At 43.2% G+C, this 21,289-nt stretch carries 22 protein-coding genes; 6 read left to right on the top strand and 16 right to left on the bottom strand.

Annotated features, from left to right (window positions below):
- A partial coding sequence (locus NWQ57_RS05195; protein ID WP_306021070.1) for a Tex family protein occupies positions 1-2,307 on the top strand: 2,307 nt, incomplete at its 5' end.
- Between the two features lie 75 nt (positions 2,308-2,382).
- Here the strand turns inward: NWQ57_RS05195 and NWQ57_RS05190 are convergent.
- From NWQ57_RS05190 to bioH, 3 genes are read right to left on the bottom strand one after another with little or no spacing between them, the layout of a single operon-like run.
- Positions 2,383-3,369, bottom strand: coding sequence for a putative metalloprotease CJM1_0395 family protein (locus NWQ57_RS05190; RefSeq protein ID WP_306021069.1), 987 nt, complete (start codon positions 3,367-3,369; stop codon positions 2,383-2,385).
- Between the two features lie 18 nt (positions 3,370-3,387).
- Positions 3,388-3,717: a hypothetical protein gene (locus NWQ57_RS05185; protein WP_306021068.1), complete on the bottom strand. Its 330-nt coding sequence runs from the start codon at positions 3,715-3,717 to the stop codon at positions 3,388-3,390.
- A 60-nt stretch (positions 3,718-3,777) separates the two neighbouring features.
- Positions 3,778-4,560 (bottom strand): pimeloyl-ACP methyl ester esterase BioH, encoded by a 783-nt coding sequence (gene bioH, locus NWQ57_RS05180; protein WP_306021073.1) that lies wholly within the window; start codon positions 4,558-4,560, stop codon positions 3,778-3,780.
- A 55-nt stretch (positions 4,561-4,615) separates the two neighbouring features.
- On the opposite strand from bioH, the gene NWQ57_RS05175 reads away from it, so the two are divergent.
- Positions 4,616-5,293: a ComF family protein gene (locus tag NWQ57_RS05175; RefSeq protein WP_306021067.1), complete on the top strand. Its 678-nt coding sequence runs from the start codon at positions 4,616-4,618 to the stop codon at positions 5,291-5,293.
- Here the strand turns inward: NWQ57_RS05175 and NWQ57_RS05170 are convergent.
- Positions 5,290-7,836 carry a M14 metallopeptidase family protein gene (locus NWQ57_RS05170; protein WP_306021066.1) on the bottom strand — a complete coding sequence of 849 codons (2,547 nt, stop codon included), beginning with the start codon at positions 7,834-7,836 and terminating at the stop codon, positions 5,290-5,292. The genes NWQ57_RS05175 and NWQ57_RS05170 overlap by 4 nt on opposite strands.
- 156 nt (positions 7,837-7,992) lie before the next feature.
- Here NWQ57_RS05170 and nfuA point away from each other — a divergent pair, with 156 nt between their 5' ends.
- Positions 7,993-8,571, top strand: a complete 579-nt coding sequence (gene nfuA / locus NWQ57_RS05165) for a Fe-S biogenesis protein NfuA (protein WP_306021065.1) — start codon at positions 7,993-7,995, stop codon at positions 8,569-8,571.
- A gap of 14 nt (positions 8,572-8,585) precedes the next feature.
- Positions 8,586-8,849 (top strand): hypothetical protein, encoded by a 264-nt coding sequence (locus NWQ57_RS05160; RefSeq protein ID WP_306021064.1) that lies wholly within the window; start codon positions 8,586-8,588, stop codon positions 8,847-8,849.
- Here the strand turns inward: NWQ57_RS05160 and NWQ57_RS05155 are convergent.
- The gene (locus NWQ57_RS05155; protein WP_306021063.1) at positions 8,812-10,074 is read right to left on the bottom strand and encodes an MATE family efflux transporter; all 1,263 of its coding nucleotides are present in this window, start codon (positions 10,072-10,074) and stop codon (positions 8,812-8,814) included. The genes NWQ57_RS05160 and NWQ57_RS05155 overlap by 38 nt on opposite strands.
- A 101-nt stretch (positions 10,075-10,175) precedes the next feature.
- On the opposite strand from NWQ57_RS05155, the gene NWQ57_RS05150 reads away from it, so the two are divergent.
- Positions 10,176-11,231: a polysaccharide deacetylase family protein gene (locus NWQ57_RS05150; RefSeq protein WP_306021062.1), complete on the top strand. Its 1,056-nt coding sequence runs from the start codon at positions 10,176-10,178 to the stop codon at positions 11,229-11,231.
- Here NWQ57_RS05150 and NWQ57_RS05145 read toward each other — a convergent pair.
- From NWQ57_RS05145 to NWQ57_RS05120, 6 genes are read right to left on the bottom strand one after another with little or no spacing between them, the layout of a single operon-like run.
- Entirely contained in the window at positions 11,223-11,837 is a 615-nt protein-coding gene (locus tag NWQ57_RS05145) for a GNAT family N-acetyltransferase (protein ID WP_306021061.1), read from the bottom strand. The two genes, NWQ57_RS05150 and NWQ57_RS05145, sit on opposite strands and share 9 nt — an antisense overlap.
- Before the next feature lie 11 nt (positions 11,838-11,848).
- Positions 11,849-12,484: an SCO family protein gene (locus NWQ57_RS05140; protein WP_306021060.1), complete on the bottom strand. Its 636-nt coding sequence runs from the start codon at positions 12,482-12,484 to the stop codon at positions 11,849-11,851.
- Positions 12,485-12,486: 2 nt separating this feature from the next.
- A complete protein-coding gene (cyoE, locus tag NWQ57_RS05135) occupies positions 12,487-13,398 on the bottom strand; it encodes a heme o synthase (RefSeq protein ID WP_306021059.1) in 912 nt (303 codons plus the stop codon).
- Positions 13,399-13,407: 9 nt separating this feature from the next.
- Positions 13,408-14,385 carry a heme A synthase gene (locus tag NWQ57_RS05130; RefSeq protein WP_306021058.1) on the bottom strand — a complete coding sequence of 326 codons (978 nt, stop codon included), beginning with the start codon at positions 14,383-14,385 and terminating at the stop codon, positions 13,408-13,410.
- Between the two features lie 11 nt (positions 14,386-14,396).
- Positions 14,397-14,966, bottom strand: coding sequence for a hypothetical protein (locus tag NWQ57_RS05125; protein WP_306021057.1), 570 nt, complete (start codon positions 14,964-14,966; stop codon positions 14,397-14,399).
- On the bottom strand, positions 14,963-15,679 hold the full coding sequence (locus NWQ57_RS05120) for an SURF1 family protein (RefSeq protein WP_306021056.1): 717 nt from the start codon (positions 15,677-15,679) through the stop codon (positions 14,963-14,965). Before NWQ57_RS05120 ends, NWQ57_RS05125 begins: the two co-directional genes overlap by 4 nt.
- A gap of 41 nt (positions 15,680-15,720) precedes the next feature.
- On the opposite strand from NWQ57_RS05120, the gene NWQ57_RS05115 reads away from it, so the two are divergent.
- Positions 15,721-15,933, top strand: a complete 213-nt coding sequence (locus NWQ57_RS05115) for a DUF2909 domain-containing protein (protein ID WP_306021055.1) — start codon at positions 15,721-15,723, stop codon at positions 15,931-15,933.
- 43 nt (positions 15,934-15,976) lie between these two features.
- Here the strand turns inward: NWQ57_RS05115 and NWQ57_RS05110 are convergent, their stop codons facing one another.
- The 5 genes from NWQ57_RS05110 to lexA all read right to left on the bottom strand — a co-directional run bounded on the left by NWQ57_RS05110 (position 15,977) and on the right by lexA (position 21,237).
- On the bottom strand, positions 15,977-16,858 hold the full coding sequence (locus NWQ57_RS05110) for a cytochrome c oxidase subunit 3 (protein WP_306021054.1): 882 nt from the start codon (positions 16,856-16,858) through the stop codon (positions 15,977-15,979).
- Positions 16,859-16,870: 12 nt separating this feature from the next.
- Entirely contained in the window at positions 16,871-17,428 is a 558-nt protein-coding gene (locus NWQ57_RS05105) for a cytochrome c oxidase assembly protein (RefSeq protein ID WP_306021072.1), read from the bottom strand.
- A 24-nt stretch (positions 17,429-17,452) separates the two neighbouring features.
- Positions 17,453-19,051: a cytochrome c oxidase subunit I gene (ctaD, locus tag NWQ57_RS05100; protein ID WP_306021053.1), complete on the bottom strand. Its 1,599-nt coding sequence runs from the start codon at positions 19,049-19,051 to the stop codon at positions 17,453-17,455.
- A 12-nt stretch (positions 19,052-19,063) separates the two neighbouring features.
- On the bottom strand, positions 19,064-20,197 hold the full coding sequence (gene coxB / locus NWQ57_RS05095) for a cytochrome c oxidase subunit II (protein WP_306021071.1): 1,134 nt from the start codon (positions 20,195-20,197) through the stop codon (positions 19,064-19,066).
- Positions 20,198-20,613: 416 nt separating this feature from the next.
- Complete coding sequence (lexA, locus tag NWQ57_RS05090; protein ID WP_306021052.1) at positions 20,614-21,237, bottom strand: transcriptional repressor LexA; 624 nt, start codon at positions 21,235-21,237, stop codon at positions 20,614-20,616.
- Positions 21,238-21,289: the final 52 nt, after the last annotated feature.

Below are 21,289 nucleotides of genomic sequence, written 5' to 3'. Positions count from 1 at the left end.
GAACTGCAAGTTAAAGCAGAACAAGTCAAAGCGGCGGTCAATTTGCTTGATGAGGGCTCGACCGTCCCTTTTATTGCGCGCTATCGTAAAGAAGCTACAGCCGGTTTAGACGATGCTCAATTGCGCACCTTAGAACAAAGGCTCACGTACTTGCGTGATTTAGAAGACCGTCGTGCCGTGATTATCAAATCAATTACTGAGCAGGGCAAGATGGAAGATGCCTTACTAAAAAGTCTAAGGCTTGCTGAAAACAAAACTGAACTAGAAGATATCTATTTGCCCTTCAAACCGAAAAGGCGTACCAAGGGCCAAATTGCAATTGAAGCAGGCTTAGAGCCTTTGGCTAATTCTCTTTTTGATGATCGTAGCCAAAATCCAGAGTCAGTGGCACAGGCTTATGTCAATCCAACTTTCTCGATCGCAGACGAAAAAGCCGCGCTAGAGGGAGCAAAATACATTTTGATGGAACGGTTTGCTGAAGATGCCAGTTTGTTGCAAAAAATCCGTCAATACCTGACTAAAAATGCTCATATCAAAAGTCAAATAGTCAAAGGTAAAGAGCAAGATGGCAGCAAATACAGTGATTACTTTTCTCACTCAGAACTGCTTATTAATACGCCTTCACATCGTGCATTAGCAATGTTCAGAGGCCGCAATGAAGGTATATTGCAAGTCAACTTAGACGCAGACCCGCAAAAAGAAGAAGGGCAGAAAAGCTCTTACTGCGAGCAAATTATTGCTGACCATTTGGGCCTAAAATTTAACGGATTAGCAAGTGATGCCTGGTTTGCTAGCGTTGTGCAGTGGACATGGCGGGTAAAAATCATGTTGCACATGGAAAATGAATTGTTTGGCACCTTACGTGAAAAAGCCGAACACGATGCCATCAGCGTATTTGCTAAAAACCTAAATGATTTATTAATGGCTGCTCCAGCAGGCGCCAAAATAACCATGGGGCTCGATCCTGGCCTAAGAACCGGGGTGAAAGTAGCTATTGTTGATGAAACAGGCAAAGTTTTGGCAACTAGCACCATATTTCCTCACGTACCACAAAACCAATGGGATAAATCTTTACGTACCTTGGCGGTTTTGTGTCAACAACACAAAGTGAAATTAATCAGCATTGGTAACGGTACTGGTTCTAGAGAAACCGATAAACTCGTTGCTGAAATGATAAAAGCCCACCCAGAACTTGGGGTTAGCAAAATAGTTGTTAGTGAAGCAGGTGCATCAGTATATTCAGCTTCAGAACTGGCCTCTAATGAACTACCTGGTTTAGACGTTTCATTGCGCGGTGCAGTATCAATTGCCAGACGTTTACAAGATCCGTTAGCAGAACTCGTAAAAATCGAACCCAAAGCTATAGGTGTTGGTCAATATCAACATGATGTCAGCCAAAGCAACTTAGGTAAGTCACTAAACACTGTTATTGAAGACTGTGTAAATGCGGTGGGTGTTGATGTTAATACTGCTTCTATCGCGTTGTTAAGCCATGTATCTGGTTTGAATAAAACGTTAGCAAATAACATTGTGCAGTTTCGTGACAAAAATGGCGCCTTTCAAACCAGAAAGAGTTTGTTAGATGTTGAGCGTCTTGGGCCAAAAGCCTATGAGCAAGCGGCGGGCTTTTTACGGATTATGAATGGTTCTGATCCCTTAGATGCTTCGGCTGTGCATCCTGAAGCCTATCCCATTGTGCAAAATATCGTGCAACGTTCTGCCGTAGCCGTAAACGATATTGTTGGTAATGCCGCACTGCTCAGAATGCTCAAGCCAGAAGAGTTTGTTACTGACAAATTTGGTCTACCCACGGTCACCGATATAATTAGCGAATTAACTAAACCAGGACGAGATCCTCGTCCTGAATTTAAAACAGCTAACTTTAATGAAAACGTGCACTCATTAAGCGATTTAACAGTGGGTATGGTGTTAGAGGGCGTGGTAAGTAATGTGGCTAACTTTGGCGCTTTTGTCGACGTTGGCGTACATCAAGACGGTTTAGTCCATATCAGCGCAATGACGAATAAGTTCATCTCAGATCCAAGAGAAATTGTTAAAGCTGGCGACATTGTTAAAGTCAAAGTGATGGAAGTCGACGTAGCGAGAAAACGCGTCTCTTTTACGATGCGTTTGGATGATACCCCCAATCAAACCCCTCCTTCGAAAGAGCAGCAAAGACCAATGGGTAAAAAAGAAGGTCAGGGGAAAAGACCTGGCCAACAGCAGCAATCTCGCCAACAGGCACCAGCTAATCCATTAATGGGAAATGCTTTTGCTGATGCCTTTGCTAAAGCAAAGAAAAAATAAGTCCTGATAGTTTAAGCTAGGATACAAAAACGCCCATTGAACATGGGCGTTTTGTCGATAAAAATAAATTCAGCTTCAGGCTATTTGCCTAAAACCTTGCTCTTTAGGCATCGTTGCTTGCTGATAAAAACTATCAATCACGGCTAGGCGACGTACCATTTTCTCATCACGATTAGCATAGGCCAATGTCGCTTGCTCAGCTAAGGCTATATCTTCTTCAACAGATGTATTACTCAGTTCCTCACTGCCTTTTTCAAGAGAGCGAGTAGGAGCGCTAATATCGATACCCTTAGCCGTTTCGTCCAACGTTGGCGGCTGAGTAGTGACTTTTTGTGCACTCTCACTTGAAATAGTCGATTGCGCAGTACTACCTTGATTTTGTTCAAGTACTGGCTTGGCTTGCTCGGCTTTTTCTTTCGCTATCTCATTACGTGCTTCAACGGATTTTTGGGTGGCTTCAGCAGCGACCCGTAAATCTTGTGGTGAGGGCTCTGTGGGTGCCAGTGCCGCAGCCTTAATTTGTTGCATCTTACGCACTGTTTCTTCGGGAGTTGAGCCCTCAGAAATATTAATCGACACCTCACCATCAACCGCATATTGACGACCATCAGGGCCCGTTTGATATTCATATTTAGGCGAATCAGCATGTTGACCACCCATGGCGGCGTGAGCCTGCTCATGCGCTTTGACTTCAAGATCTCGTTGTTTTAATTCTTGAATTTGCTTGTCTTCGGCTTGCTGCTGTTCCCTTTGACGGCTTTCGGCATCCTCACGACCTGCACTTTCGTCACTGCCATTATCTTTGTTTTGTCCCGCTTGCTGACCATCAAAGACCTGACTTTGCGCCAGCTGGGGTTTTTCATATGTTAAGGGCCCAGGAGCCTGCCCAGGGGTTCTAGCACGATCAAACTCAGAACCAAGGCCTTTCTCTGCACTGCTTCCTTCACTTTGCGTAGACGCAGGTATTGTGTCTTTGAGTGTGTTGTCTCTGCGTGCTGCTTCGTTATTAACAGTACCGGTATTAAAGGTAATGGTGGTGGGAATGGGTGGGAAGATATTCATCGTTAATGACGACTAAATTTAAGCCAGAATATCAAGGATAGTGCCAATTGAATCATTGGCCGTATCGAGCACTTTGGCAGACGCTTGTGCATTAATACTATTGACCGATAAGCCAACCAACTCAGAGCTTATTCCACCGGCTATAGGGGGTAGAGTTTGCTTTATGGTGCCAAGCTGAGTTTTGACTGCATTAGCTAAAAATTCTTGGGGGCTTTGAGATGACTGAGATTGGGTAGACAATTGAGCGATGTTCAAGGCATTTTGTGAGAGACCAGCAGACGCACGCGATAAACCAAGCTGGCCATTCACGATCGCGGCATTTACATTACTACTAAAATTAACAGACATCTTTGTGGCCCCCCAGCCTCATGCGACTAATTATTAACCATTTCGCGCTTTTTGCAAAGCTTAACCGGTATCTTTGTTCAAGTAATTGAGCATAAAACCCACAAAAGACGACTGTTCGGAGATAAACGGGGCATGGGAGGAATGTTCAAAAACGCTTATCGAAATTGAAGGCATGAATTTGGCAATATGCTGGGCGACTTTAATTGGCACTAAACTATCCAATCGTCCAAGTAACAGCTGGCAAGGCATAAGTAAATCAATCAGCCTAGCCCTAAGATCACTCGTAGCAAGTAGCGTTAGCCCTGCACTCAAAGCTTGAGGGTTTGCAGCGGGGTAGGCATCTACTTGTGCTTTAATTACTTTTATATCCTTTTTAGCACTCGGGCTACCCATAGCCTGTATAGCCAAAAAACGACTTATAGTGGCACCCTGATTTTCAAGTAATTGTTGTTTAAAATTATCTAATATTTGCGGCTTTATACCAGGCCAATCATTGCCAGCAATAAAACAAGGACTCGTTGCAAGCAAAACAAGTTGATCTATTTTGTGCGCAGCGCTTAAGGCTATTTGCTGGGCCACTAATCCCCCTAATGACCATCCTAATAAGATAGAATTTTCAGGTATTTCCTCAATCAAACAACTCGCCACATTTTCGAGGGTATAAGGTGAAGGAACTATGTCGTGATTTAAACCAAAACCAGGTAAATCAATTGTCGTCACCGTAAAGTGTTCAATTAATTCATCAATCACAGGCTGCCACACCCCGCTATTTAAGCCCCAGCCGTGCAGTAATACTAAGTTCGGGCCATGACCCACTGTTGTAGAAACTAAGTTCAATGTGATTTTTCTTCTATGCTTGTGGTTAAAGGGAAAGCATTTTACAAAAGGCAGATAGGTAATGCAGTCATTAATCATGCAAGATTGTCTCATTTGTCGGCAATTAAGTAAGCGTTTGATTTGCACTTATTGCCAACAAGATTTAGTTACATTACAGCCACCCGGCACGGATAAAAACCTGATGCTTTTACCCAATGTGGCAAAGGGCTTGGCACAGGTTGAGTTTAAAACGCTATATGCTGTTTGTGACTACCAGTGGCCCATTTCTAAGTTGCTAACAGCATTAAAATTTGGCGCTAAGTTACCCAACGCACGTGCTTTGGCTGAGCTGTTTGTTAAACATAATGTCAATACACACTTTGTTTTACCCAAGGCTATTCTGCCAATTCCCTTACACAAAAATCGTTTTTTATGGCGAAAATACAATCAAAGTGTAGAAATCTGCCGCCATATCAGTCAGTTAACCTCGGTACCCAGTTTACACTCAGCCTTGACCAGAAAAAATGCGACCCTTGCACAAACTAAATTATCAGCCGCACAACGAAAAGTGAATTTACGTCAGGCCTTTCAAATTTCATCTTCGGGATTTTCACAGTTAGCGAATATCGATCATATCGCGCTATTTGACGATGTCACCACCACAGGGGCAACAGCAAATGCTGCTTATCGGTGTTTAAAAAACACGTTTCCTCAGTTAAAGATCGATATTTGGAGCATTTGTGTCACCTTAGTGCACTAACCAGGCACATTAATAAAACTCGCCATAAAAATCGCATTGGTAAACAATCGACTGGTTCCTTGCCATGTGCCTCTAAAATTCATATTGTCATTGAAAGCGATCACCCGACCTTTACCAACTTGATGGGCAACAATAGCCGCACTGTTAGCAACGAGGTCTTGCAGTTCAGGCGCCGCATACCCAGCCGTAAGGGGTTTGTCAGTGTACTTAGCTACAGTGATAAAAGGGGCATCTGGCCTTAGTAAAATCTGATTACTGTTTTTAAACATAGGCAAAGCCTCGCGCTCAAAGCCAAAAGCAAGAGGATGGCTGACGTCTAAATTGGTCGTAAAAACAGCACCTGCAATGCGCTGTTTAGCACTGAATGATTCTAAATCGGAGTATTGTAATCCTTTACTATCAAAGGCAAGGGCAATATCACTGGCTGTTTTAGTACGGGCTTTTAACCAACCTTTATCAGCAAACCACGCCACAGCATTTTTTTGACCAATCAACACCCCACCATCTTTAAGCCATGAACTTAAAGATTTCACATTGGTTTCACTGACATTTTTGTAGGTGCCATTCACCCAAATAATATGACTGTAATTAGTCAAATCAAGGCTTGCTAATCTATCTAAGTCAACAATAGTCAGAGGCAATTCTAATTGCTGATCAAAATGATGCCATACCTCACCCGCCTCATATTGTGAGGTTTCTTTGCCGCCCACCAACAGCACTTTTGGTAAACTCAAATTATGCATCTGTCGACTACCTAAATCGATCCCCTGCTTGGTCAAACCAGAATCAATACTCCATAAGGTTATCGGCAAATCTTGACTCATGTCCTGCAGTAATCCGATCAAGTTTTCTGGCTGTGCAAAAGCACTAGGGATCACCACACTGCCAGCAGTGAAATTTACTGCACCTTGACTCGTTTGCGCAACAAATGGCGAGCCCGCCACCTGAACTTTAACCTTGGCTTTTAGTAAGCGACTAAGTAAGGTCGCTGCACTAGAGTCATCCCACGAAAAGGCATAGGCGTAAGCTTTATCAAGCAATTCTGACTGGAACGTTTTGCCAGTGAAATTTCGGTTTGTATCAAAATCAACTTTCGATTCAACCGGCGCGTACTGCAGATTAAAGGCCAAGGCTAAATTCCAGTTGGATACATCATAAAACGTATTGTCATCAAAACTTTTACGGGTAGAAAATAGTGATTTGATTAAACGATATTGGGCTTGCTGCACAGGGATAAATACACTGCTGACGGCTTTAAAAGGTACATCATCTACCTCGATATCACGCTTTAAAGGCCAGTAATCAATGTGATGCGCCTGTAACACGGTTAAAAAATCCTGCATGCGAGTGTAGTCTCGGGCTTCTTGGACCACATAGCCGGTCAGTGCGTCTTTTTTGCTTAACTTAAGGGTGTTGTTATCAAAAGCTTGTTGATAGGCCAATAGCCCATCTTTATTAGCCAAAGCGCCTGCAAAGGTCGAGATAGACGTCGTGACCTGGTTTTGAATAGTATCAGCAAAAGATAGCACGCCGTTGGCAGTGTCACGCAAATGACCTCGGCTACTAGCTTGCTCAAATAAAATACCAATACTGCCAAGGGCGTCAGGGTAAGTAGAGCCTTTACCGTAATAAAAGTCATCGTAACTTTCTTGGGTAAAATACAGTTGTTTATTTTTGTCCAAAGCGCGCGCATGAAACTGCCCTAGGGCATCGGTCAACTCAACATTTTCTTGAGGAGTCCAAGGATTTTTGCGACTAGGAATACCTGGTTGGAAGAAAAAGGTGCTGTCAGAGCCCATTTCATGAAAGTCTGTTAACACGTGAGGCCGCCATTGATGAAATTGCGCAACACGAGCTTTTGATTCTGGATGAACCTGCAATAACCAATCGCGATTCAAATCAAACCAGTAATGATTAGTACGCGATGACGGCCACGCTTCTTGATGCTCACGATTTTGCGGATCGGTCACTAAATGCCGACTCTTGTGCATATTTGCCCATTGAGCAAATCGGCTTAAACCATCAGGATTAAGACTAGGGTCAAGCAAAACGATATTATCCTTTAACAATTGCTCTATTTGCTCGTTTTGCCCGGCCGCTAGGTAATAAGCTATTAATAGGGCAGCATTGCTGCCCGACGACTCATTACCGTGCACGCTGTAACCCATCCATATTATGAGGGGACTATTCGATACCGACTTTCCGTTAAGACTAGCAATATGCTCAGCTTGAAGATTCGCTAAGTTTTGTTGATTGGCGGCTGAGGTAAAGGCCAGTAAAACTAAAGGTCTATTTTCATGTGTTCGGCCTATGTCAACTAAGCTTACCCGCTCAGATTGCGCTGCTAAGGTACGCATATAGCTTACTAACTGATCATGACGTACATGCCATTCGCCAACTTCGCTGCCGAGCGCTTGTGTAGGCGTTGTCACCGCCGGAAGATAAGTCGTATCGGCTGGTAAGTAGTCCTTATCTTGAACGGCATAACTGCTTTGACTCAAGAAAATAAGACTTAAAAACAATAAGTTAAATACATAAGACATAAAGTAAAATCCAATAAATCTAGATATCGTATTGCATAAGGTAAAAGAGTCGCATGTTTTAGCAAAAATTAACATAAGGAAAAGCTATTACTTGAGTGTTTTACTCAAGTAATATTTGTTATGATATTAAGCAAAGTAAAGACTGTAGGTAAAACAATGATTTCTATTTCTGAAACCGCACAAGCGCATTTTTGTAAATTGCTCGAAAAGCAGGAAGCAGGTACAAATATTCGAGTATTTGTGGTCAATCCAGGTACGCCAAGTGCTGAGTGTGGTGTATCGTACTGTCCACCTGATGCCGTGGAGTCCAGCGATACCACTTTAGAGTTTAACGGCTTTGACGCCGTCGTTGACCTAGAAAGCGCACCATTTTTAGAGGGCGCAGAAATTGACTTCACTACTGACCAAATGGGTTCACAATTAACCCTTAAAGCACCCAACGCTAAAGCACGCAAAGTAGAAGATGACGCACCGTTAATCGAGCGTATCGGCTATATGATCGAGTCTGAAATCAATCCTCAGTTGGCGAGTCATGGCGGTAAAGTGTCCTTGATAGAAGTGACCAAAGACAAAGTGGCTATTTTGCAATTTGGTGGTGGTTGTAATGGTTGCTCAATGGTTGATGTGACGCTTAAAGACGGTATTGAAAAGCAAATGTTAGCCAAGTTCTCTGGTGAACTAACAGGCGTCAAGGATGCAACAGAGCACCAAGCCGGTGAGCACTCTTATTATTAACTAGGATATTGCTGTTGAATTGGCTACACCGTTTTGCAAATGACACACCTAGACGCTGGACCGAGTTTAAACTCGGTCTTGGCATATTTACCGCTGGAGCAATATTGATTCTAGTTGGTGCTCAGGATTGGATCTGGTTGCAAGTGCCAGGACTTCTGTTGTTAGTCGTTGGTGGCCTAGTTGCAGCAAGGGGTTACCTAGGTATTTTAGTATTTCGTCTTACTGGCAGTTTTAATAAAGCTAAACCACCAGCTTCTTTATTCGATACAGATAAATAAAATAGGCCCCCAAGGTCATGCCTCTGGCTAATAAAAATCCTAATAAAGCCAACCACATTCCTTGATTTTGTTGATAACTAAATAATAACCACAAGGGTACATAGATACCTATAGCACTGAGTAACATTGAATTCCGCATGGCTTTAGCGCGGGTCAAACCGATAAATACCCCATCGAGTAAAAAACACCAGTGAGCAAATAAAGGCAGTAGTGCGATGATAGGTAGATAAGGGCTGGCAGCCATTTGTAGGTCGGTGTGGGTAGTCAGCATGGCAATAATATCATTACCAAAAACATAAAATACCGCGCTATAGCCCATGGCGAATACCAATGACCACACCAGGCTTTGACTGGTTACTCGTGCAATGCCAGTAGCGCTTTTTTTACCTAGTTGCTCGCCCACCAACGCTTCAGCGCTATACGCCACGCCGTCTAACCCAAGGGCAATAAGACTAAAAAACTGTAAAAGGATGGCGTTAATGGCAGCGCTCGTGGCGCCATACCGCATGCCTTGAAACACCAAAAATGCTAAGCAAAGCTGCAAGGTGATATTGCGCACAAAGGAGTGGCCATTCAAGGCGAGTAATTGGCGTAGCGAGGTTAATTTAAACCAACTTGGTTCGAAGCTCAGTTGTCCAACTATATTTTTGGATGCTCGTAGGCTTAAACCCATAATGGCATATTCTGCAATAATGGTTGCAAGCGCGACTCCTCGCACATCGAGTTGCCAATACACCACCAAATAAACACTTAATACCGCGTTAATCAAATTACCAAGAATTTGGATCCACATCACTACACCGGCACGTTGCTGGCCAATTAACCACCCTATCAATACGAGGTTTGCTAAAGCGGCGGGCGCGCCCCAAATACGCACGGAAAAATAATCTTGAATTACATCCACTACCGCCGGCTGTGCGTTGGCGAGTAATACCACCAACTTCAGCCACAGATTTTGTGTGAACAAAATCGCAACTGCCAGCAATACACTTAAATACAAACCTTGTACTAAGGTTTTGTTTGCCTTGGCTACGTCGTTTTCACCCAATGCTTGGCCGCTTAAGCCCGTGCTGGTCATACGTAAAAAACCACAAAGCCAATAAAGCTGAGTAATAAACAAGGCAGAAACTGAAGCCCCCGCTAAATAGTAGGTCGAGTCTAAATGCCCAAGTACAGCAGTATCCACTAAGCCCATTATAGGTGTAGTCAAATTACTTAATATCATTGGCCCTGCGATAAAAAGTATCGACTGATGTAAGCTGGGTTTAAAAAATTTTGATAGACTGGACACCGATTAACTCACTTTCAGACAGATTGGATTACTTCATGATTAACAAGGGTTTGTGGCACTTACTGTTACTTGTATCTGTGTTCTTTGCACACGACATTGAGGCCAAAGACAATGCGGTGATCTTACTCTATCACCATGTTTCTGAACAAACACCTGCGGTGACCTCTGTTTCTCCTAAGGTATTTAGACAACACTTAGAATACTTGTCTGCCCATCATCAGGTACTGCCATTAGAAACGGTTATCAAAGCGATTTCACAAGGCAAAAGCTTACCGGACAAGAGCGTTGTAATTACCTTTGATGATGGTTATGACAATATTTTTGAGCAGGCACATCCTTTACTAAAAGAATTTGGTTTTCCTTACACGGTGTTTATTAACCCGCCTTTAATAGGCAAAGCCAGCTACCAGTTAAGCTGGGCACAGATTAAAAAAATGGCCCAAGAAGGTGCGACCTTCGCTAATCATGGCAACACCCACGAGCATATGTTAGGTAGATTACCTGGCGAGAGTGATGAAGCATGGCTTAGTAGAGTGATGGACAACATTAATCAAGCAGAGCAAACCTTAGCGCAGCAACTTGGCTACAGCTTAAAATATTTCGCTTATCCCTATGGCGAGTTTAATGTCCCTCTCAAACAAGCGTTACGCCAACAAGGTTACGTGGCTTTTGCACAAATTTCTGGTGCAGTTGCCAGTTACAGCGACTTTGGTGCATTGCCGCGTTATCCTGCGGCTGGTATCTATAGCAATATTAATAGCCTAAAAACCAAATTAGATAGCCTCGCCATGCCTGTTAACAATATTACACCTAACGAGCCTTTGATCACCTTACCCATCCCTGACATTGACCTGATATTTGATGTGAGCACCGAAGACTTGCGATTGAGTCAACTGAGCTGTTTTGTCGCTGATAAAACGGTAAAGCTTAGCTTCACAAAAAACACGGTTACGGTTCCTTTCAAAGCGCAGCAAAAAGCCGGACGTCAACGCGTCAACTGCACCGCACCCAGTATAAAAGAGTCGGGGCGCTACTACTGGTTTTCGCAGCCTTGGTTTGTACCTACAGCAGATGGACAGTGGTTAGATTGATTTAAACAAATGTAAATGTTGAGCGAAGCCTAGGGCCTTCATGGCATCACTTTCAATTGAGCGTTGTCCTAAAGTGAAACCAAGGGACTGGTAAAATTGAATCGCTTGATGATTACTGACAGGAACATCTAAGGTGATTTCTGATTTACCTAAGGCTTTGGCTTTTTCACTCATGTCATTTAGCAAATAAGTGGCAAAACCTTGCCTTTGATAAGTGGGTAATACCGCTAAATGACCGATACACAATTGATGACGTTGAGGCTTAGGAATAAAGTCTTGTACAACCATACTGCGGCTTAGTACCTTCATGCTATGCTCAGTGCCATAATACTGAATAACGCTTTGTAGACTGGCTTGGTGGAAGGCATTGCCTAACTCAGTGTGCCACGCTGAAATACAGGCGACAACTGCACCGTCTAGCTCACCTACCCAATGATTAGCAAAACCAAACTGACCACCACCTTGGCATAAGGCACGGCGTAAAAAACCTTGGCTATTGAACTGAGGAGTAATATCAAACATAGCCGCTAAGCTTTGCCCGCCTGAAGCAAATATCAATTCACTGAGTATTTGGCTATCGCTCTGGATTGCTCGGCGCACAAGCATAAAAGCCAACCTTAATGACGGGTCACAATTGCCATATCAGCCAAGATCAATTGGCTATCACTGAGGGCTATCTTACCAGGTTCAAACTTCGCCTTAAAACGACCAATAACTTGTGCTTGAGGATTCACTAATACCACTGACGAGCTATGATCCACCAAATAATTAGGATTATCTGTGCTATCGCTCATGGAATACATCATGCCCATGGCTTTAACCAATGGAAATAAATACTTGTGTTCACCACTTACACCAATAAATTCAGGGTCAAAAAAATTAACATATTCATCTAAACGTTCTGGCGTATCGCGTTTTGGATCCACCGATAAAAACACCACTTGGATTGGATAATCACTCGGCATGGCTTTCAATTGTGGGTACACCCTATCAAGATCAGCTAAAGTAGTTGGGCAAACATCGGGGCAAAAGGTATAACCAACAAACACCAAACTCCAATGATCTTTGAGCTGAGCTGAAGTAAAGGATTGGCCACGGTTATCTGTTAGCTGAAAATCCGGTAGGGCTCTAGGCTGAGGATAGCGACTCAAATATTGCTCTTCAGCGCTTTGTTTTGGGCTAATGGTTAGGGCCGCAACAATACCGATAACTAAGGCGATAAAGGCAACGAGACCTGCTTGTAATCTAGTCATAATTAAAATTTAAGGTAATGGTCAACAAGTAGTACGACAAACAATACCATCAAATGAATAATAGAAAACTTAAAGGTTTGCATCGCGGTTTCATCAGTACTGGCAAATTTGAGTTTCCACGCATAATACAAAAAACCTACATTGAGTAGGGATGAGCCGATCAGATAGATTAGACCCGTCATGCCAATTAGGTATGGCAGTAAACACACGACGCCTAACAACACGGTATATAACAAAATAGAGGTTTTAGTAAATTCGATACCGTGAGTCACAGGCAACATAGGCACTTGAGCCCGCGCGTAATCTTTTTCACGATGAATAGCCAAAGCCCAAAAGTGCGGCGGAGTCCAAGTAAAAATAATCAACACTAACAATAACGCTTCAGGGTTAATTTGACCGGTCACGCTAGCCCAACCCAACAAAGGGGGCGCTGCTCCCGCTAAACCACCTATCACAATATTTTGTGGAGTGGCTCGCTTCAAATACATGGTGTATACCACCGCGTAACCTACCAAACTGGCCAGTGTTAATAAGGCCGTTAAACGGTTCACCCACAACTCTAAAATCAAAAACCCTAGTACACTCAACGTTGCTGCAAATATCAGCGCTTTTTGTGGAGTGACTTTACCCTTAGGCATCGGGCGATTAAAAGTTCGGGCCATTTGGCTGTCTATACGCCGATCAACAACATGATTTACCACTGCTGCGGCTGACGACAAAAAGCCGATCCCAGTCAAGCCAGCAACCAAAATCTGCCAGCTTATCCACGTCTCACTTGCCAAACACATCCCCACTAATGCAGTAAGCAAAAGTAACATCACTACTTTTGGCTTAGTCATTTCGTAATAATCATGCCAAGTACTCAGCAATGAAGCGGTATTTTTTGCTTGTCCGGTTGCTAATGCTTTATCCATTGCTCTCTCCTATGTTTTTCGATACAGCGTGTAACTCAAGGTCACCAACACTAGTAGTAAACAAGCTGCTACAAAGTTATGCATAACAGCAACGGCAATGGGCAAACTAAATACCACATTACTTACACCCAGAATCACTTGCACTCCTAGTATCAACATTAACAAAATGCAAAGTCGCTTGATTAAATTAGCGGTCGCAGCTTTGTATAGACCCAGCGCCATCCAACTCAGATAAATAAACGTGATGATGGCGCCCAGTCTATGCATGATATGCATCGTCATACGTTCATCATAGTCATGCACGCCGTATTCGTAATTATCCGCATGAGGAACACTAAAAGCGCCAGCAAAATCGAGCCTCGCATACCAATCCCCCTCACACAGCGGTAACTCTGTGCACGCTAAGGCGGCATAATTGGCTGATGTCCAGCCGCCCAGTGCTATTTGGCAGGTCGCCACAAAGATGGCGAACAGCGTAAACTTACCAAACGAGCGCATGCGATGATCGCCACCAGGTATACGATAAGGCGTTAAACGTAAATACAATAAAAATAGGCAGCTCAGAACGCTGAAGCCACCAAGTAGATGACCCATCACCACCACAGGCAATAAATTAAGTGTAACCGTCCACATCCCCAATGCACCTTGGAAGCACACCAAACAAAGTAGAAAAAAGGGTAATTTAAGCGGCACACCATGACGCCTTTGCCAAACACTGATAATAAAGATAACCAGAATGACAAACCCTAACCCACTAGCAAAATAGCGATGCACCATTTCGTTTCTTGCTTTGTGAGCCTCGTAAGGGCGGTCTGGAAAATGTTGTTGAGCTGTTTCGATGTGTTTTGAGGTGTTCGCTAAACTTAAATGCCCATAACAGCCGGGCCAATCAGGACATCCCAAGCCAGCATCAGTTAATCGAGCGTATGCACCCAATATTATAACCACCGCAGCGAGCAGTATACTGATAAAAACTAGCTTCTTCATTAGCTTACCCTCTAACCAATACGCGACAATTTAAGTACTTTTCGCATATCAGCTAAGATATCTCGACTGTGGAGTACTGCTTGCTGTTGGTCGTTCTGTGTTTGATAACGTAAAATAATGTTGTCTAAGGTGTCTACAATGAAAATACCATTAGTTTTAACATCTTTAAACACTTGGTTAACACTTTGTTCGTCTGAGTGAATAATCCGAATATTTTTATATTCGGCAACTTTACCCAGTGCAGCTGAATCGCTGCTCGGCATTGCCACCACAACAGATTCCACTCTATCTTGCTCTTTACCTAAGGCGCTCCAAAGCTGATTAAGACTATAAATGGCATTTTGACATTCATTAAGGCATTCACTCGGTATGACATATAAAAATTTCCAACTCGGTGGGTAATCAGCAGAGTGCCATTTCGTCATATCTAAGCTTGGGGCTAATAATTGACCTTTATTGGTGGCAGCTTGGTTAAACCAATTATATTCAAGAGCAAATTTTGCCAATACCACTGGTAAGGCAAAAACAGCGATAAAAAGAAAAATGAGGCCTTTATTTTTTATTTTTGGAGTTTCAGTCATTGAGTTTCTCTGGTTATTTTTCGACGTTGAGCGAAAACAAAAGTGATAAGGGCGGCAAAAGCCAGTAAGAACCACTGTATGGCGTAGGCAACATGTTTTTCCGGGGGCATGACAACTGGCTGCCAATTGCGCAGATACGGCACATTTTCTTGTGGGTCAAGTAAGACCACAAAAGGCAAAAAGTCTTGCTGATAATGTTGCGCCATTAAGGCAATATCCATTTGCTGCATAACCTTTGGCCACTGCTGATTAAAACGCGCTGTTTCTTTGATTAAACTGTTATTCAAAGGTATCGATACCCTACCGCTATACTCATCCTCAATTATGGGCAACTGTACATCAGGTAATTCTGCCCGCAGACGTGGCGCAGCTACCCAACCAAAATTAACCAATACACGACCTTGTAAAGTTGTCACTGGCACCACCACCTCATAACCCACTTTTCCCTGTTGTATTTTGTTATCCAACAAAAAATATCGCTGCTCGTCAGCAAGTCCTGATAATTGAATGGGATAATCCCGAGCAGCTTTTTGTAGTTCTTTGGCGGCACTAAGGGTTAAGGGCGCTGAAACAGCTGCTTGTTCAATTGCCATTAATCTTTGCTTTTTTTCATCTGCTCGTTGTAACTGCCAAAGACCCAATGCAAACATAATGACAACGGCCAAAAAAGTGACTAAGGTAGAGAAAATAGGTAAGCGTGAATGTCGTGTCACCGCTTTACCTTAACTCTACGTTCAGAGATGGGGTCGGCAAGATGTTATTGATTAAAATACTCATAGCAGGATTAGTACTGTTCATGGTGTTCAATTTATTTAAAGCGATGGTTGTCATGTTAAAAAACGACCCCGATAGCCCGCCAATGTCAAAGTATATTGGGCGCAGACTCATTGCTTCGGTCATCATTGTCAGTTTGATTTTAGTTGCGATAGCCACTGGCCTCATTACGCCGAACCCTCGGCCATATTAAAGCCCAAGGAGCAAGCGCCGCTTACCCCCTGAGCTTATTTCTGTTAAAGAATATAAACAAAGAAAAATAGCATTACCCACACTACGTCCACAAAATGCCAGTACCAACTACCCGCTTGAAATGCAAAATGATTCTCCTTAGTGAAGTGACCTTTGGCGACTCTCAACCATAAAATGAGTAAGATTAAAGTACCGACGGTAACGTGGAAGCCATGAAAACCGGTCAACATGAAAAAGGTATTACCATAAACGCCGGACTGCAAGGTTAAACCCATTTCAGTGTAGGCGTGGATATACTCTTCCACTTGCATAAACACGAACAAGCAGCCCAACAACACCGTAAGCCCAAGCCAACCAAGGATTTGCTGACGTTTGCCTTTTTCGAGCGCCACATGAGCCATATGACAAGTAACCGAAGACGCCAACAATATAATGGTGTTGTATAAGGGCAAACCTGTCCAAGGCATGGCTTCTGTGGTAATACCACCTGGGGTCTCAACTAAAGGCCACATCGCTTGAAAAGAAGGCCACAGTACCTCGTTTGTCATTTGATTATTTGAGGCACCACCTAGCCAAGGTACTGCGATTGCTCTGGCATAAAACAAGGCACCAAAGAACGCCGCAAAAAACATCACTTCAGAAAAGATAAACCACGCCATACCTTGTCGATATGAACGCCCTAACTGCTCGCTATACAAACCCGACATTGACTCATGTATCTGATTTCTAAACCAACCAAACAGCATAAACACTAAGGTTGCAAAACCAGCGATCAAGATATAACTGCCAAACCCTTCTTTGCCACGAGTCGTTTCAATGACTACGTTACCCGCACCAACAGCTAATAAAAATAAAGCGCAGGCTCCCATGAACGGCCAAGGACTTTGGGCAGGAACATAGTATTTTTCATATTCTTTTTCTGACATCTTGCTCTCCTTTTACCCGCGATTAAGAGCAACTTGCTGTTCAGCAGTTGTCACGTCATAGAGGGTATATTGCACAGTAAAATAGGTCATATCTTTGGGAATTTGCGGATCAACGTAAAAACGCATTGGCATAATGATTTTTTCACCGGCCTGCAAAATTTGTTGTTCAAAGCAAAAACATTCTGTTTTATTTAAATATATCGCGGCTGTGCCCGGCGAAACAGAAGGCACCGCTTGTCCAACAATCGCTCTAGCGCCAGGATTTTTAGCGCTAAAATTAACCTGATTCATCTCTCCAGGATGCACTTTGACCTGCTGGGTCTCTACTTCAAACTGCCACGACATGCCCGTATTGATCCGAGTAATAAACTCAACAGTGACATATCGACTTTCATCAATATCCACCGCCTCGTACACCGCTGCAGTATTAGACGTCTTGCCGTTAAGACCAGTTAAATCACAAAAGACGTCATAAAGTGGCACTAGGGCGAAGCCAAAACCAAACATACCAAGCACGATGGCCAATAACTTAAGGATTAAACTTTTGTTCTGTTTGGTTTGATCGGTCATCACGTGCCACTCTTCTTGTCTGGTTTATTTAACAACGGGTGGAGTTTCAAAGGTGTGATAAGGGGCTGGAGAAGGAATTTCCCACTCTAAACCTTCTGCACCTTCCCATACTTGCGCTGATACAGGCTCACCCTTTTTACGGCACGCTTTAATTAACAATGCCAAGAAAATGAGTTGTGATAAACCAAAGGCAAAACCACCAATACTGATCCATTTATTAAAGTCTGCAAACTGCAAAGCATAATCAGGTATACGACGCGGCATACCCGCTAAACCCACAAAGTGCATAGGGAAAAACAAGACATTGACGGAGACTAATGAACACCAAAAGTGCCATTTAGCTAAGGTGATATCAAACATTTTGCCGGTCCATTTAGGCAGCCAGTAATAAACCGCTGCCATAATTGAGAATATCGCCCCAGTCACCAGAACATAATGGAAGTGAGCTACCACAAAATAGGTATCATGATATTGGAAGTCTACGGGCGTGATGGCTAACATGAGACCGGACAGCCCGCCAATGGTAAACAACACGATAAACGCGAGCGCAAACAACATGGGCACTTCAAAACTCAGTGAACCTCGCCACATAGTTGCCACCCAGTTAAAGACTTTTACCCCGGTCGGTACAGATATCAGCATGGTGGCTAACATAAAGAACATCTCGGCAAACACTGGCATGCCCGTGGTAAACATGTGGTGAGCCCAAACAATAAACGACAACAAGGCTATTGACGTTGTGGCATATACCATTGAGGCATAACCAAAGAGGGGTTTGCGCGAAAAGGTCGGTACAATTTGCGAGATAATGCCAAAAGCTGGCAAAATCATAATGTACACTTCCGGATGACCAAAAAACCAAAATATATGTTGGAACATCACGGGATCACCACCACCGGCTGCATCAAAAAAGCTTGTACCAAAAAACTTATCGGTTAACACCATGGTCACCGCGCCAGCTAATACTGGCATGACGGCTATCAGTAAAAAGGCGGTGATTAACCAGGTCCAAACAAACAGCGGCATTTTCATCCACGTCATGCCAGGGGCACGCATGTTGAAAATAGTCACAATAACGTTAATGGCGCCCATGATGGATGAGGCGCCCATAATATGCACCGAAAATACAAATAAAGCGGTAGTGTCATTACTGTAAGTGGTTGATAGTGGAGCGTAAAACGTCCAACCAAAGGCGGGGCCGCCGCCTTCCATGAATAACGATGACAATAAAATAATAAAAGCAAATGGGAGGATCCAAAAACTCCAGTTATTCATGCGTGGTAGAGCCATATCCGGCGCACCAATCATCATAGGTATTAACCAATTAGCTAAGCCAGTAAAAGCCGGCATAACCGCACCAAACACCATTATCAGGCCGTGAACGGTGGTCATTTGGTTAAAAAAGTTAGGTTCAACGATTTGTAGACCAGGTTGGAATAGCTCAGCGCGAATGACCATAGCCATTGCCCCGCCGGTTAAAAACATAATAAACGCAAACCACAAATAAAGTGTGCCTATGTCTTTGTGATTAGTGGTATACAACCATCGTTTAATGCCCTTAGGAATATGATGCTCATGATGGTCGTGGCTCTCATGATGATGTTCACTGGTGGGTGTGTTCATATCCATCTCCTCCTATTTACCGTTTATCGCGGCGTTAATGTCTTTGGCTTGAACGAGATCATTGGTGTTATTACCCCATGCGTTACGTTCATAGGTAATCACCGCCGCCATATCGGTCATCGATAATTGTTTTGCATACGCTTGCATCGCTGTGCCTGCTACACCGAACACGACACGATCGATATGAGCAGGTTGATCTTTTAAGGCTATTTGACTGCCTTTCAAAGCCGGAAACACGCCCGGTAAGCCTTCGCCATTTGGCATATGGCAAGCTGCGCAATTGGCCATGTAAACCTTTTCACCCGTCGTCATTGCTTCATCCATCGTCATATTCATCGATAGAAGGCGTTGCTCTTCCGCTTTGGCTTTTGCAATGATATCTTTTTGCTCACCTATCCAGCTCTCATAATCAGCTTGCGTTTTTGCAATAACCACAATGGGCATAAAACCATGGTCTTTACCGCATAGCTCAGCACATTGACCGCGATAGATCCCCGGCTCATTCACCTTTGCCCATGCGTCATTAATAAATCCAGGATTGGCATCTTGTTTTACCGCAAAATCAGGCACCCACCACGCATGGATGACGTCATCTGAAGTAATCAAAAAACGAACTTTCTTATCAATAGGAATAACAAGAGGGCGGTCAACTTCGAGTAAATAATTATGACCCTTCTCGAATTTGCCTTGAATTTGTTCTGGCTGAGTGGCTAGTTTTGAAAAGTATTCAACCCCATCGTCCATGTACTTATAGTGCCATTTCCATTGAGAACCGGTGACCTGAATAGTTAAATCGGGTTGGTTTGCATCTTCCATATCGATAAGCAATTTAGCAGCGGGCACAGCCATAACAATGAGTATGATGAAGGGAATAACAGTCCAGGCAATTTCAACTTTGATGCTTTCATGAAAGTTAGCGGGCTTCGCCCCTTTAGATTTTCGATGAAACCACATAGCCCAGAACATCGCACCGAATACACCAGCGGCGATAACCACACAGATAATAAACATCAGCATGTGCAGGTCATACACTTTTTCGCTTATGTCTGTCACACCTTTAGTTAAGTTAAGTTGGTATTGTTCAACCTTTGTGGCGGATTCTGCTAATGCAGGTAAAGCTAAAACGTTAGCAAATACCAAGCTCATTTTGGATAAAGTTCTCTTCACACGACACCCCATCTGCCAAACCTATTGTTTTTATTCCATTTACTTAATAGTTTAAAAAGCCAAGTACGTAGCACTTTTTAAACAATTATAAGACAAGCGGCTGTTACTGGATTGTTAATAGAATGATAAGAATTACTTATTTTATGAGCAATAGTCTAGCTTTTTTGTTCAAAAGTTATTCAACAGGGTGTTTTTTGAACATTATTTTGTTAAAAAATGCGTATTGCTTGAAAATAGTGCAAGGAAGGAGGGTTTATTATGTTGATCTGTTTGAAAACCAAAAGAAAAGTCCGTTGACCTAAACTTAGTCAAAATACGTCGAGGTCAACCAACGAGCTAAAAAAGCAGCTAAAACTATAACAAACTGTTTATTTAGCCACTCAATACGCTGTCTCTTACATCCAATCAGAACTGCGGATAACACCTACCGCAATTCCTTCAATAGCAAAGGCTTGGCTGGCCAAATCCACTTTAATTGGCGCAAAAGCATCATTTTCAGCATGTAATAGCACTTGTCGGCCTTTTTTCTCAAGCCGCTTTACTGTTACATCATCCTCAACGCGAGCTACAACGACTTGGCCATTGTGTACGTCAGTGGTGCGATGCACCGCCAATAAGTCACCATCAAGAATACCAATGTCTTTCATACTCATGCCGCTTACTCTTAATAAAAAGTCAGCGCTGGGTTTAAACAAACCTGGGTCTACACGATAATGCCCTTCTACATGCTCGGCCGCTAAAATCGGTTCTCCAGCTGCCACACGACCAATCAAAGGCAAACCTAACTCTTCAAGCTGTTCGTCTAAAGGAACATTCACCTTAATACCACGGGATGTGCCGGGCAAAATATCGATCACACCTTTTCGGGCTAATGCCTTTAAATGCTCTTCGGCAGCATTGGCAGACTTAAACCCCAGTTTAAGTGCAATCTCTGCGCGAGTAGGCGGCATTCCCGTTGCTTGCATAGTATCTTTAATAAGTTGTAGAACTTCTTCTTGTCGCGATGTTAGTGGACGCATAAACAGCCTGTTTTTCTATACAGTGAACTGTCAGTATATACAGTTACTTGTG

Source organism: Paraglaciecola sp. (assembly GCF_030730205.1).
Taxonomy (GTDB): domain Bacteria; phylum Pseudomonadota; class Gammaproteobacteria; order Enterobacterales; family Alteromonadaceae; genus Paraglaciecola.
The sequence above is the reverse complement of the archived record's forward strand: the minus strand, read 5'-3'. Positions and strand labels throughout refer to the sequence as shown.